The organism is Gordonia ajococcus, from assembly GCF_012974285.1.
Taxonomy (GTDB): domain Bacteria; phylum Actinomycetota; class Actinomycetes; order Mycobacteriales; family Mycobacteriaceae; genus Gordonia; species Gordonia amicalis.
Genome location: NZ_CP052884.1, coordinates 1,829,741 through 1,843,287, shown reverse-complemented (window position 1 = coordinate 1,843,287; position 13,547 = coordinate 1,829,741). Strand labels below are relative to the sequence as shown.

Here is a 13,547-nt window from a genome sequence, read left to right as displayed (position 1 = left end):
CTCAGCCGACGCCCGGGTAGGCTGACCAGCCCGGGACCGCCGGTGACACCGGCCACGGGTCGTCGCCCTGCGTCGGCAGCCAGTGCGGCATCCCCGCCTGTCGCGTTGCCGCACAGACCTTCTGGTCAGTCGTCGGCGTCGGATACAGCGCAGCGAAGTCGTATCGCGAGGTGTACCAGCCGCCGAAGACATTCACCTCCGGCGTCCGTTGACCACCACGCGGGGCTGCCGGTGGCCGGTCGCCGGTGCGCCGGATGTCGATCTCGACGGGCCGGGACGTGTCGTATCCGATCGCCCAGCTCCGGTCGGGTCCGGCCCCGTCACGCTCGACCGAGTGATATCCCTGTCGGCACAGCACGATTCGCGTCCAGTCGGCGTCGTCGGTGCGCCGCATGCCCGTATAGAACGCACTGCCCACCTGACGTCGGGCGTCCGAGACGCCGGACGGGTAGGCCGTCACCATCTGGTCGATGTTCGACGGTGAGGCCTCGGCGAATCCCGGATAACCCCACTCGGCCGAGGCGCCGGCGTTGGCGAGCTCGAAAGACTCGACGTAGGCGCGCACGAAGGTCCCCTCGGCCGACTGCGGGTCGAGCACCGGCGTGGCCGACCAGCGGAAGGTGGTGTCGAAGCCCGGTGGCAGATGGGCGTCCTGCGTGGCGGCGGGCGACGCGGCCTGCGGTTCCGGCGACACCGAGCACGCGGCCACTCCGAGACCCGCGGCCAGCGCGGCGATCATCGCGACGATTCGACGGTGGTGTCCTCGCGCCACGTGATCACCTTCTTCGCCGGTGATGGTCCTTACGGCCCGTTGTGCACCGGTTCTGGCTGTACCGATGCGGGCTCTGTCTGCACCCTATGCACCCTCGCTCGCCAGGAGCGGGATCCCCATGCACCGGAACGGCGACGAGAAGGTCTCGAAATGGGCACGCTCCGAATGGGCATGTCACCGCCGGCTCATCCCCTGGTGTCGACGTCTTCACCCGACGCGAGATCCCCGCACTCGACCGCCGTCACCTCCCGGCTCCTCAGATAGGCCTGCGCACCGACGTCGCCGCAGATGACCTCGAGCGCAGGGCCGAGATGATCCGCACCGATGTACACCGGATGGCCCGGCCGGCCGTCGAAGACCGCACGCACCAGACGCTCGCGCCGACCTTCGGATGTCTCGAGGATGCGTCGCACCACGTCGGCTCCGACGTCGGGGGTGTCGACCACGGTGAGCAACAGCCCGCCCATCCCGGGCCGACGCGACGCCCATCTCAGCGCCGCCGACACCGACGCACCTATTCCCTCGGCCCAATCGTCGACGACGAGCGCGGTGGCGCCGACCGGCGGCTCGACGACCGCCGCGCCCATGGTCACCGCGATGTCCACGCAACCGCCAGCCCGCAGCGCGTTCGTCGCCGCATCCAGCCAGTCACCGCCGTGGGCGAGAATCTTCGGCATTCCGTACCGGGTACCGGCGCCGGCGGCGAGCACCACACCGAGAACCGAACCGGTCGTGCTGTCCTCCGGCAACGCTTTCACCGTTCCATCTTCCATGTGTCCGCCGCCCGTGAACCGGCGATACTCGGGTCGACCTCCTAAGCTGGACGCGTGCGCCCAGACGATCGCCGCGATGCCGCCGACGAAGGAGACGTCCGCCGCTTCAACGAGCTGAGCGTCGACGCATGCGTCGAACGGTTGCTCGCCTGTTGCAGCTCGCCGACCTGGGCGCGGCGAGTGGCGACGGCCCGCCCCTTCGTCGACGCGCAGGCCCTGCTGGACCGGGCGGATCAGATCCTGACCGAACTGACCGAGACGGACATCGACGAAGCTCTCGCCGGGCATCCCCGGATCGGCGATCGGCCCGACAACGCCTCGTCAGCGCGAGAACAGTCCGGCGTCGCCGGTGCCGACCCCTCGGTACTCGCCGAACTCGAGGAGTTCAACGCGGCGTACGAGCAGCGGTTCGGGCATGTCTATCTGGTCTTCGCCAACGGCCGCCCGGCGCACGAACTGCTCGGGATCCTCAAGAAGCGCATCGACAACGACGCCGAGACCGAACGCCGCGTGATGCGTGCCGAACTGGCGAAGATCAACCGCAGCCGCCTCATCCGTATGCTGGCGACACACGACACCGACGAGGGAGCTTCCGCATGACCGGCCTGTCCACCCATGTACTCGACGCGACGTCGGGCGCCCCGGCCGTCGGCGTCGAGGTGTCTCTGCAGGACGCCTCCGGCACCGAATTGTCCTCGGGACAGACCGATTCGGATGGTCGTATCGGCGAGATCAACCCCGAACCGCTTGTCCCGGGCATCTACCACCTGGTCTTCGACACCGGGAACTGGTTCTCCGACAACGACATCAAGGCGTTCTACCCCGAGATCGACATCTGCTTCGAGATCGACGCCGCCGATCACCACTACCATGTCCCGGTGCTGCTGAGCCCCTTCGCGTATTCGACGTACCGCGGCAGCTGATGCCCGTTCGAGAGGACATCTCGGCTCTCCTCGACACGGCCGACCGAGTGCTCGTCGGCGTCACCGGGCCTCCGGGCGCCGGGAAGACGACGCTCGCACGGACGCTCGTCGACGACTTCTCGTCGACACCGGGCGCCGACGCCGTCGGGTACGTGCCAATGGACGGCTTCCATCTGTCGAACGCCGTCCTCGATCGACTCGGCCACCGCGACCGCAAAGGCGCACCCGACACCTTCGACGCCGCGGGATTCGTTGCCGTGCTTCAGCGCATCGCCGACGGCAACGAGACCGTGTACGTACCCGACTTCGACCACACCGTCGGCGAGCCGATCGCGGCGTCGCTCATCGTGCCCACCACCGCACGACTCGTGATCGTCGAGGGCAACTACCTCGGGCTCGACGAACCCGGGTGGGACGGCGTGCGGCCCCTCCTCCATCGCCTCGTCTACGTCGACGCGGACGCGGAGGTCCGACGCGAGCGGCTGCTGAAACGGCACATCGCCGCCGGGAAGACCGAAGCCCAGGCGCGCGCCTGGATCGAGACCGTCGACGAACCCAACGCGGAACTCATCGCGGGTACGCGTCCCCGAGCAGACCTCGTGGTCGCCTGATCTCCCGCGCTTGCGTTTCCTTCCCGCCGATTGAGCTCGATCAGCGGGAAGGAAACGGATGCGTGGGACGGAAACGCCTACGCGGGGGCGAGTCTCGTCAGCTGAGCTCGATGAGCAGATCACCCGGCGAGACCTGGGCGACCGGGCCGACCGCGACCCGAGAGACCTTGCCGCCGACCGGTGCGGTGATGGCCGCTTCCATCTTCATCGCCTCGATGGTGCCGATCGTGGCGCCTGCGGCGACCTCGTCACCCTCGTCGACCGACAGGGACACGACCCCGGCGAACGGCGCCGCGATGTGCTTCGGGTTGGAGCGATCGGCCTTCTCGGCGGCGGCGACAGCGGAGTCGATGCTGTGGTCGCGCACCGCAATCGGACGGAGCTGACCGTTGAGCACACACATCACTGTGCGCATGCCCTTCTCGTCCGGCTCGCTGATCGCTTCGAGACCGATCATCAACTCCACACCCGGCTCGAGCGAGACGCGATGCTCCTCGCCGTACCGCAGGCCGTAGAAGAATTGATTCGCCGACAACCGTGAGGTGTCGCCGTAGGTCTCGTAGTGCTCCTCGAACTCCTTTGTGGGACCGGGGAACAGCAGGTGGTTGAGCCGGACCTGACGATCGCGGCCGGGCTTGTCCAGGATCGCCTCGTCGTCGGTCGTCAGCGTCGCCATCTCCGGCGCGGGTGCACGGCCCTGCAGCGCCAGGGTGCGCAACGGCTCCGGCCATCCACCGGGCGGGTCACCGAGTTCGCCACGCAGGAACCCGATCACCGAATCGGGGATGTCGTAGGAACTCGGGTCGGCGGCGAAATCCGACGCGGTGATCCCGCGACCGACCAGCGCCAGGGCCAGGTCACCGACGACCTTCGACGACGGCGTCACCTTGACCAGACGGCCCAGCATCGAGTCGGCGGCGGCATAGGCCTGCTCGACGGCCTCGAAGCGGTTGCCCAGCCCCAGCGAGATGGCCTGCTGCCGCAGGTTCGACAACTGACCGCCGGGGATCTCGTGCGAGTACACGCGACCGGTCGGAGCCGGCAGACCGGATTCGAACGGCGCGTACACCTTTCGCAGCGCCTCCCAGTACGGCTCGAGATCACAGACCCGGGCCAGGTCCAGACCGCTGTCACGGTCGGTGTGCGCAGTGGCGGCCACGATCGCCGACAGCGGCGGCTGACTGGTGGTACCGGCCAGCGCCGCACTCGCACCGTCCACCGCGTCCGCGCCGGCCTGCCAGGCCGCCATGTAGGTCGCGAGCTGACCACCCGGGGTGTCGTGGGTGTGCACATGGATCGGGAGGTCGAAGTTCTTGCGCAAGGCCGAGACCAGCGTGGTCGCCGCCGGCGCGCGCAACAGACCGGCCATGTCCTTGATGGCCAGCACATGCGCACCGGCCTCGACGATCTGCTCGGCCAGACGCAGGTAGTAGTCGAGGGTGTAGAGATCCTCCGACGGCGACGACAGGTCGCCGGTGTAGCTCATCGCCACCTCGGCCACCGCGGTCCCCGTCTCGCGGACCGCGTCGATCGCCGGACGCATCGCGTCGATGTTGTTGAGCGCGTCGAAGATCCGGAAGATGTCGATACCCACATCGGTCGCCTCGGAGACGAACGCGGTGGTGACCTTCGTCGGGTACGGCGTGTACCCGACGGTGTTGGCACCCCGCAGGAGCATCTGCAGACAGATGTTCGGGATCGCTTCGCGCAACTGCGCCAGCCGATCCCACGGATCTTCTTTCAGGAAGCGAAGGGCCACGTCGTAAGTCGCGCCGCCCCAGCACTCCACCGACAACAATTCAGGAGTCAGCGCCGCGACATACGGTGCGACGTTGACCAGACCGGTGGTGCGCACGCGCGTCGCCAGCAGCGACTGATGCGCGTCGCGGAAGGTCGTGTCGGTGATGCCGAGACGCGGGTTCTCGCGCAGGTCGCGGGCGAAGCCCTCGGGTCCGAGCTGCAGAAGACGCTGACGCGAACCATCGGGCGGCGACGCGAGCACCGAACGCTCGACGGTGGGCAGCTTGTCTCGCGGGTACACCGTCGTCGGACGCTCGCCGTGCGGCTTGTTGACCGTCACGTCGGCCAGGTACGAGATGATCTTGGTGCCGCGGTCCGCCGACGACCGCGAGGTCAGCAATTCCGGGCGCTCGTCGATGAACGATGTCGTGACCCGACCGGCGCGGAAGTCCGGATCGTCGAGCACGGCCTGCAGGAACGGGATGTTGGTCGCCACACCGCGGATGCGGAACTCGGCCACCGCACGCCGCGCGCGCCGCACCGCGGTCGGGAAATCTCTTCCACGACAAGTCAACTTGACCAGCATCGAGTCGAAGTGCCCGCTCACCTCGGCACCCAGGTTGGCGCCACCGTCGAGGCGCACACCCGCGCCGCCCGGGCTGCGGTAGGCGGTGATGCGACCCACATCGGGACGGAATCCGTTGGACGGATCCTCAGTGGTGATGCGGCACTGCAGCGCGGCACCGCGAATGCGGACGGACTCCTGCGACAACCCGAGATCGTCCAGGGACTCCCCCGCCGCGATGCGCAGCTGCGAGCTCACCAGGTCGACGTCGGTGATCTCCTCGGTCACGGTGTGCTCGACCTGGATGCGCGGGTTCATCTCGATGAAGACGTGGCGTCCCTGCTCGTCGAGGAGGAACTCGACGGTGCCCGCACAGGTGTAACCGATGTGGCGGGCGAAGGCCACGGCGTCGGCGCAGATCTTCTCCCGCAGCTCGTCGGAGAGGTTGGGCGCCGGCGCGAGCTCGATGACCTTCTGATGGCGGCGCTGCAGACTGCAGTCGCGCTCGTAGAGGTGGATCACGTTGCCGTAAGTGTCGGCGAGGATCTGCACCTCGATGTGGCGCGGGTTGACCACGGCCTGCTCCAGGAACACCGTGGCGTCGCCGAACGCGGACTCCGCCTCGCGCGATGCCGCGGCGATCGACTCGGCCAGGTCGGCACGATCGTCGACGCGCCGCATACCGCGACCGCCACCACCGGCGACCGCCTTCACGAACACCGGGAACTGCATGTCCTCGGCAGCGGCGAGCAGCTCGTCGAGATCCGACGACGGCGCCGAGGACGCCAGCACCGGAATGCCCGCAGCCTTCGCCGCGGCCACCGCGGTGGCCTTGTTGCCGGTCATCTCCAGGATGTCGGCGCTGGGTCCGACGAAGGTGATGCCGGCCTCGGCACACGCAGCCGCGAGACCCTGGTTCTCCGACAGGAAGCCGTAGCCGGGATAGATCGCATCGGCGCCACAGCGCACCGCCGCGGACACCACTTCGTCGACCGACAGGTACGCCCGCACCGGATGGCCCGGCAGACCGATCTGATACGACTCGTCGGCCTTCAGGCGATGCACCGAGTTGCGGTCCTCATACGGGAACACCGCGACCGTGCGCGCACCCAGCTCGTAGGCGGCGCGGAACGCGCGGATCGCGATCTCACCCCGGTTGGCAACCAGAACCTTCTCGAACATCGGGTGTTCCCTTTTCTCCCGCTGCGACATTTGTATCGAGTTATCTCGGGTCCGTTCACTCGACGGACCTGTGCAGTACATCACGTGATCCTACTCACGACACAACCCACCCCGAGCATCCCGCGACACCTCCCCGGCGAGCACCGAAACAGACTGCCGGACAACATAACCGGGAGAGATTGCACAGGGGTTGTGAAATGCTCTCACCGCAGGTTGGCACGGTGAGAGATCACCAGCGCTGAATATGCCCGAAAACCGACCGATCGCTCTGTCGAGAATTGTTGCCGCGCAGTATCCGGATTACGAATAAATCGATCCGAATCGCGCAACCCGAGCCCTCGCCTGGGCGAGTGACGCACGCCGCAGACTTTGGTTCGGCAGGCCCGGCACAACTAGCGTCGACCCCGGATTCGCCGTCGCCGTTCGTCACCGGCATTCGTCACCGCCGACCAGGAGGGTCAACATCGTGGGCTTCACACGCTTCGTCGCGCTCGGGGATTCCTTCACCGAGGGTGTCGGCGACACGGACCCGGCCCGACCGAACGGTCTGCGCGGCTGGGCCGACCGCGTCGCCGAACAACTCGCCGCCCGAGACGAGAACTTCAGCTACGCGAACCTGGCGATCCGCGGCCGGCTGCTCGACGCCGTGATCGCCGAGCAGCTCGACGCGGCGGTCGCCATGAACCCCGATCTCATCACCCTCTACGCCGGCGGTAACGACATCATGCGGCCGTCGATCGACCTCGACGCGCTGATGGCCCGATACGACGCCGCGCTCGGCAAGCTGGTCGCCACCGGCACCACGGTCGTCGTCTTCACCGCCTACGACACGGGCTGGGCCCCGGTCTTCCGCACGCTGCGCGGCCGCATCGCCATCTACAACGAACTGCTCCGCGAGGTCGCCGAGCGGCACGACGTCGTCGTCTTCGACTACTGGCGACTCAAGGGCTACGACGACTACCGGATGTGGGACACCGACCGCCTGCACATGTCACCTCTGGGCCACACCCGGATGGCCGCCGAGGTCCTGGACCTCCTCGGTGTCGACCACGACATCACCCCCGTCGAGCTCGAGGCCGCGGCCGAGCTGACCCGCCGCGAGCAGCGTCGACAGAACGCCGAATGGGCGCGCACCTTCCTCGGCCCCTGGGTGATGCGGCGGGTGCGCGGCATCTCCTCCGGCGACGGCGTGACGCCCCGCTGGCCCGAACCCGTGTCGGGTGCGGCCCTGATCGCACGCTGAGACCGTTTCCTCCGGACGTCCCAGGCCGGGACGCAAACGTTCTCCGGCGACCGGGCCGGGATAGTCTGACCTTTCGGAGGTGTGAACGACACATGAAGACAACGGGTCGGACGAGCGAGTGACCAGCAGGACCGAGACCAACGGATCGCAGGGCGAAGAAGACCCGCACACCTCGCCGGACATCCACCCCTCGCTCGACGCCACCGACGAACACGTCCACCCCCGTGCCGCGGTCACGGTGCTCTGCCTGGCAGGCATCGTCGTCGCGCTGATGCAGACGATCATCGTCCCGCTGATCCCCCAACTCCCCACCCTTCTCAACGCCGACGCGTCGAACACCACCTGGGCCATCACCATCACCCTGTTGGTGGGAGCCGTCGCGACCCCGATCGGCGGCCGCATCGGCGACATGTACGGCAAACGGCTCGCGATCCTCGCCAGCCTCGGGTTCGTCGCGGTCGGTTCGATCACCTGCGCCCTGTCCACCTCACTGCCGCTCTTCATCCTGGGGCGAGGTCTCCAGGGCCTCGGATTCGGCATCATCGCACTGGGCATCAGCGTCATGCGCGACATCGTCCCGGCCCGCTACCTCGGCTCGGCGGTCGGCACGATGAGCGCCTCGCTCGGGATCGGCGGCGCGCTCGGACTCCCGTTCGCCGCGGCCATCGCCCAGCACGTCAGCTGGCACGCCCTGTTCTGGTCGTGTGGCGCCGTCGCCGCCCTGGCGGCCGTCGGCGTCGTGTTGACGGTCCCCAAGAGCTCCTCCGCATCCGGTGGACGATTCGATCTCCTCGGTGCGCTCGGCCTGGCCGGGGTCCTGGTCTGCCTCCTCCTGCCGTTGTCGAAGGGCGCGGTGTGGGGTTGGACCGCCCCGCTCACCCTCGGCTGCTTCGGCGGCTTCGTCGTGCTCCTCGGTGTCTGGTCCGTTGTCGAACTACGACGCCCGAACCCGCTGATCGATCTCCGCATCCTCGGCGAGCGTCCCCTGCTCCTGACCAACCTGGCGTCGATCGCGACCGGTTTCGCCTTCTACGCCATGCAGCTCATCCCGATCCAGCTGCTCATGGCACCCACCAACAGTCCCAACGGCTTCGGCTACGACATGGTCCACGCGAGTCTGATCCTCGCCCCGAGCGGCCTGGTCATGTTCGCGCTGTCCAACCTCAGCGGTCGCATCAACGCCGCACTCGGCGCGCGGGTGTCACTCGCCCTCGGCGGCGCCGTGATCGGCATCGGATACGTCGTCTTCATCGTCGGACTCGCGGGCCCGTGGGCCCTGACCTGGATCCACATGCTGGTGATCGCCTGCTGCATCGGCGCCGGACTGGGGATCGCCTACTCGGCGATGCCCGCACTCATCATGCAGTCGGTGAGCATCGAGCAGACCGGTGAGTCGAACGGCGTCAACGCCCTCATGCGCATCATCGGCACCTCGACCGCCGCGGCCGTCGTCGGCATGCTCCTCACCTGGTCGATGATCACGGTCACCGGACCCGATGGCACCGATCCCGACGGGGGCGTGATCTCGGTCCCGGCCAGCGAAGGCTATCTGTGGGCGTCCGGTATCGCGCTGGCCGCCTGTGTCGTGGCGTCGGTGGTCGCGATGGCCATCCCGGGGCGGCGCGGCCTCACCGAAACCCCCGTGTGACACCGGACCTCGCCGAACCCGACGTCGCCGACGTCACCGGTCACCGAGATGCGCGGCCGGGCCGATCCACGTAGCGTGACGCCGTGCCCCCTGCGACGCTCATCGAGAACGCCTACGCCGCCGAACCTTTCGGCTGCACCCCACCGGACGACATGGAATCGGCCGGCCGGGTCGGGCCCGGCGCCGAGCGGTGCGTGTGGTCGGCACCGCGTCGTCGAATCGCGTCGATCGAACCCGGCGAGTTCACCGACCTCGTACTGTGGGACCTGACCACCGCGGTCGCGACGCAGCTCCGCCGCCTTCTCGACAAGGCACACTGATGGATCTCACCGCCGTCACCCAGTACCGATTCGCGCGTTCTCGTGGCGACGTGTTCGCGGGCCCCGGCGAACAACTCGTCGCCGGCGGAACCTGGGTCTTCTCCGAACCCCAGCCGGCCACCACCGGTCTCATCGACCTCAGCGAAATGGGTTGGGAATCGGTCGAAGACCTACCCGACGGCGGTCTCCGCATCGGCGCCACCTGCACCATCGCGGAGCTGGTCGCACTGCCGCCACGCCCCGGCTTCCGCGCCCATCCCCTCTTCGCCCAGTGCGCGAACGCCCTTCTCGCGTCGTTCAAGATCTGGAACATGGCCACGGTCGGCGGCAACATCTGCCGGTCCTTCGCGGCGGCGTCGATGGTGTCACTGGCCGTCGCACTCGACGCCACGGCGCTCATCTGGAATCCCGACGGTGCCGACCGGTGTGTGCCGGTCGCCGAACTGGTGATCGGCAACGGCATCAACCTCCTGGGCCCCGGGGAAGTCCTCCGCGCCGTCGACTTCCCGGCGCACGCACTGGCCGCGGTGACCGGGTTCCGGAAGATCGCCCTCGTCGACCTGGGACGTTCCGGGGCCGTCGTGACCGGCCGCATCGACCCCGACGCCACCACGGTCTTCGGGATCACGGCCGCAACGGAGTGGCCCACGGTTCTGCGGTATCCCCGTCCGCCGACCGCGGACCGGCTGCATCACGACATCACCACCGCCCCCGGCTACTACACCGATCCGCTCGGGTCCGCCGACTGGCGGCGCGGGGTGTCGGCGGTCCTCGCCGAGGAGATCCGCCTCGAGCTCACCGGGACGGGGTAGAACGATGGAGTTCGAGGTCAACGGCGAGACGATCGACGCCGAACCCGCTGCTGGACAGTGCCTCCGGATGCTGCTCCGCCAGCACGGCCACTTCGAGGTGAAGAAGGGTTGCGACGCAGGCGATTGCGGTGCGTGTTCGGTACTCGTCGACGGACAACCCGTGCACTCGTGCATCTTTCCCGCACAGCGCGCCGCCGGGAAGTCGGTGACCACGGTCGCCGGCCTCGGCACACCCGACGATCTGCATCCCGTGCAGCAGTCCTTCGTCGACAGCTTCGGCTTCCAATGCGGGTTCTGCACCGCGGGCATGGTCGTCACCGCCTCGACGCTCACCCCGGACGACCTCGGTGACCTGCCGCGGCGGATGAAGGGAAACCTCTGCCGCTGCACCGGTTACCGTTCGATCCGGGACGCCATCGGCAACACCCTGGCGCCTGCCCGTCCCCGTCCGGCGGTCGGCGCCGGCGTGGGCACCTCGGTCAATCCGCCCGCGGCGCGACGCGTGGTGACCGGTACCGAGGCGTACACCTTCGACATCCCGGTCGACGGCGCACTGCACATCCACGTACTCGGTTCGCCGCACCCACACGCCCGCATCCTCGCGATCGACACCTCCGACGCCTCGGCCCTCCCCGGCGTCGAAGTGATCCTCACCCACGAGAACGTCTCGACGCCAAGGTTTTCCACCGGACGTCATCAGAACCGGCTAGAGGACCCCGACGACACCCTCATCTTCGATCCCGTAGTTCGCTTCGTCGGACAGCGCGTCGCCGCCGTCGTCGCCTCGACACCGGGGATCGCCGAGCAGGCCGCGGCGCTGATCCGCGTCACCTACGAGGAACTGCCCGCGGTCTTCGACCCGGAGGATGCACGCACGCCCGGGTCCCCCGTCATCCATCCCGACCGCACCGTCGACGACCGGGTGATGGAGGCCGAACGCAACATCGTCGCCACCTTCCACGAGGGTTTCGGCGGTGACGTCGACGACGCACTCGCGGCATCGTCGACGACGGTGCACGGGACATGGCGCAACGGTCGGGTCTCCCACGCGCAGCTCGAGACCCACGGTTCGGTCGCCTGGACCGATGCCACCGGACGTCTGGTGGTCCGCACGAGCACACAGGTCCCGTTCCTCGTACGCGACGAACTCGCCCGAATCCTTGATCTCCCACCCGAGAAGGTCCGGGTGTTCAGCGGCCGCGTGGGCGGCGGATTCGGCGGCAAACAGGAGATGCTGACCGAGGATCTCGCCGCCGTCGCCACACTGCGCACCGGGCGTCCCTGCGTCTACGAGATGACACGCACCGACGAGATGACGCGAACGACCTATCGCCACCCGATGCGGGTGACGGTGGATCTCGGGGCCGACGACGGCGGCCGGCTCACCGCGCTGCGAGTCGACGTGTTGTCGGACACCGGTGCGTACGGCAACCACGCGATCGGCGTGATGTTCCATGCCTGCGCCGAGTCGGTCTCGGTGTACAACTGCCCGGTCAAGAGGATCGACGCCGAGGTCGTCTACACCAACAACCCGCCGTCGGGCGCGTTCCGCGGCTACGGTCTCGGGCAGGTGATCTTCGCCGTCGAGTGCGCGATGGACGAGCTCGCGGTCCGCCTCGGCCTCGACCCCTTCGAACTCCGGCGTCGCAATGCCGTGGCCGACGGCGATCCGCTACTCATCGCACGTCCCGACCCCGAGGTGGACCTGGTCTACGGCAGTTACGGTCTCGACCAGTGCCTCGACCTGGCCGAGTCCGCCCTGCGGCGGGGCAACGGTGCCGTCGTCCCGCCCGGACCACGGTGGCGCATCGGCGAAGGGATGGCGATCTCCGCGATCGCCACCATGGCCCCACGCGGTCATTTCGCGGATGTCACCGTGGCGGTCGACTCCGCCGGCACCTATCACGTCGGTGTCGGGACCTGTGAGTTCGGCAACGGCACCACGACGGTCCACACGCAGATCGTCGCGACCGCGCTGTCGACCGAACCGGGCCGGGTCTCGTTGTGGCACGGGGACACCGACGCCGTCACACACGACACCGGAGCGTTCGCCTCTGCGGGTACCACCGTCGCCGGCAAGGCCGTGTACGGCGCCTGCCTCGCACTCCGCGACATTCTCGTCGGGGCCGCGAGCCGACTCACCGGTGTCGATCCCGCCCACATCCAAATGCGTTCGGACGGAGCCCTTGCCGATGATCGGCTGATCGGGTTCCGACACCTGATCGACACGGTCGACGACCGTCACCGGGTGCTGCATCCGGACGGCCCGCGCGCCATCGCCGCCGGCGAGGAACGGGGCGAGATGCGTTCCATCGCATTCGATGTGCAGGCCTTCCGGGTGGCGGTGGACACCGAGACCGGGACCGTCGCGATCCTGCAATCCGTCCACGCGGCCGACGCCGGCACCGTGATGAATCCCGAACAGTGCCGGGGTCAGGTGGAAGGCGGTGTGGCGCAGGGCATCGGCTCTGCCCTCTACGAGGAGATCATGTTCGACGACCACGGCGCACCGCTGACCAAGGTGTTCCGCACCTACCGTGTTCCCCAGATGGCCGACATCCCGTTCACCGAGGTCTACTTCGCCGACACCGCCGACGAACTCGGTCCGTTCGGGGCCAAATCGATGTCGGAGTCCCCCTTCAACCCGGTCGCTCCCGCGCTGGCGAACGCCATCCGACGTGCCCTCGACGTCCGCCCGTACGAGACGCCGATGTCACGGGACCGGATCTGGCGGCTCACGCACCCCGAATTCGGCGACAAACGCCGAAGTTAAAGAGCTGACAAACAGGCGTTCAACATCGGATAAAGAATTCTTTGGTTCCCTAACAAGTCTGGTGCACAAGACATTTCATTTGGAAGGCAATTGGGAACAAAGAACAAACATTTCGGCAGAATTCCTGCGAGATCGCCACGCCGAGACGCACACTCCTCATTATCCGACAGTCCAGAGGAGGGCAC

The 13,547-nt window shown here is 67.9% G+C and carries 11 protein-coding genes; 8 read left to right on the top strand and 3 right to left on the bottom strand.

Going from position 1 to position 13,547, the window contains the following annotated elements; genetic code table 11:
- Position 1: 1 nt before the first annotated feature.
- Together GAA2_RS08460 and GAA2_RS08455 are read right to left on the bottom strand one after the other, a co-directional pair.
- Complete coding sequence (locus GAA2_RS08460; protein WP_159405503.1) at positions 2 to 739, bottom strand: hypothetical protein; 738 nt, start codon at positions 737 to 739, stop codon at positions 2 to 4.
- Positions 740 to 957: 218 nt separating this feature from the next.
- On the bottom strand, positions 958 to 1,545 hold the full coding sequence (locus tag GAA2_RS08455) for an NTP transferase domain-containing protein (protein WP_024497250.1): 588 nt from the start codon (positions 1,543 to 1,545) through the stop codon (positions 958 to 960).
- A gap of 54 nt (positions 1,546 to 1,599) precedes the next feature.
- Between GAA2_RS08455 and uraD the strand changes: the two genes are divergently transcribed.
- From uraD to GAA2_RS08440, 3 genes are read left to right on the top strand one after another with little or no spacing between them, the layout of a single operon-like run.
- Complete coding sequence (gene uraD, locus GAA2_RS08450; protein ID WP_024497249.1) at positions 1,600 to 2,145, top strand: 2-oxo-4-hydroxy-4-carboxy-5-ureidoimidazoline decarboxylase; 546 nt, start codon at positions 1,600 to 1,602, stop codon at positions 2,143 to 2,145.
- Positions 2,142 to 2,468, top strand: coding sequence for a hydroxyisourate hydrolase (uraH, locus tag GAA2_RS08445; RefSeq protein WP_024497248.1), 327 nt, complete (start codon positions 2,142 to 2,144; stop codon positions 2,466 to 2,468). The genes uraD and uraH overlap by 4 nt, the downstream gene beginning before the upstream one ends.
- The gene (locus GAA2_RS08440; RefSeq protein WP_024497247.1) at positions 2,468 to 3,079 is read left to right on the top strand and encodes a nucleoside/nucleotide kinase family protein; all 612 of its coding nucleotides are present in this window, start codon (positions 2,468 to 2,470) and stop codon (positions 3,077 to 3,079) included. The genes uraH and GAA2_RS08440 overlap by 1 nt, the downstream gene beginning before the upstream one ends.
- A gap of 97 nt (positions 3,080 to 3,176) precedes the next feature.
- On the opposite strand, the gene GAA2_RS08435 is transcribed toward GAA2_RS08440, so the two are convergent.
- Positions 3,177 to 6,566 carry a pyruvate carboxylase gene (locus GAA2_RS08435; protein ID WP_024497246.1) on the bottom strand — a complete coding sequence of 1,130 codons (3,390 nt, stop codon included), beginning with the start codon at positions 6,564 to 6,566 and terminating at the stop codon, positions 3,177 to 3,179.
- 466 nt (positions 6,567 to 7,032) lie between these two features.
- Between GAA2_RS08435 and GAA2_RS08430 the strand changes: the two genes are divergently transcribed.
- The 5 genes from GAA2_RS08430 to GAA2_RS08410 all read left to right on the top strand — a co-directional run bounded on the left by GAA2_RS08430 (position 7,033) and on the right by GAA2_RS08410 (position 13,362).
- Complete coding sequence (locus GAA2_RS08430) at positions 7,033 to 7,809, top strand: SGNH/GDSL hydrolase family protein (protein ID WP_024497245.1); 777 nt, start codon at positions 7,033 to 7,035, stop codon at positions 7,807 to 7,809.
- A 118-nt stretch (positions 7,810 to 7,927) separates the two neighbouring features.
- Positions 7,928 to 9,457: an MFS transporter gene (locus GAA2_RS08425; RefSeq protein WP_024497244.1), complete on the top strand. Its 1,530-nt coding sequence runs from the start codon at positions 7,928 to 7,930 to the stop codon at positions 9,455 to 9,457.
- An 83-nt stretch (positions 9,458 to 9,540) separates the two neighbouring features.
- Positions 9,541 to 9,777, top strand: a complete 237-nt coding sequence (locus GAA2_RS08420; protein WP_024497243.1) for a hypothetical protein — start codon at positions 9,541 to 9,543, stop codon at positions 9,775 to 9,777.
- Positions 9,777 to 10,589: an FAD binding domain-containing protein gene (locus GAA2_RS08415; protein ID WP_024497242.1), complete on the top strand. Its 813-nt coding sequence runs from the start codon at positions 9,777 to 9,779 to the stop codon at positions 10,587 to 10,589. The genes GAA2_RS08420 and GAA2_RS08415 overlap by 1 nt, the downstream gene beginning before the upstream one ends.
- Before the next feature lie 4 nt (positions 10,590 to 10,593).
- Entirely contained in the window at positions 10,594 to 13,362 is a 2,769-nt protein-coding gene (locus GAA2_RS08410) for a molybdopterin-dependent oxidoreductase (protein WP_024497241.1), read from the top strand.
- The last annotated feature ends 185 nt before the right edge of the window (positions 13,363 to 13,547 follow it).

Coding starts and splice junctions, on each gene's coding strand:
- GAA2_RS08415 (WP_024497242.1), top strand. CDS start 9,777: ATGGATCTCACCGCCGTCACCCAGTACCGATTCGCGCGTTCTCGTGGC.
- GAA2_RS08410 (WP_024497241.1), top strand. CDS start 10,594: ATGGAGTTCGAGGTCAACGGCGAGACGATCGACGCCGAACCCGCTGCT.
- GAA2_RS08460 (WP_159405503.1), bottom strand. CDS start 739: ATGATCGCCGCGCTGGCCGCGGGTCTCGGAGTGGCCGCGTGCTCGGTG.
- GAA2_RS08455 (WP_024497250.1), bottom strand. CDS start 1,545: ATGGAAGATGGAACGGTGAAAGCGTTGCCGGAGGACAGCACGACCGGT.
- GAA2_RS08440 (WP_024497247.1), top strand. CDS start 2,468: ATGCCCGTTCGAGAGGACATCTCGGCTCTCCTCGACACGGCCGACCGA.
- uraH (WP_024497248.1), top strand. CDS start 2,142: ATGACCGGCCTGTCCACCCATGTACTCGACGCGACGTCGGGCGCCCCG.
- GAA2_RS08435 (WP_024497246.1), bottom strand. CDS start 6,566: ATGTTCGAGAAGGTTCTGGTTGCCAACCGGGGTGAGATCGCGATCCGC.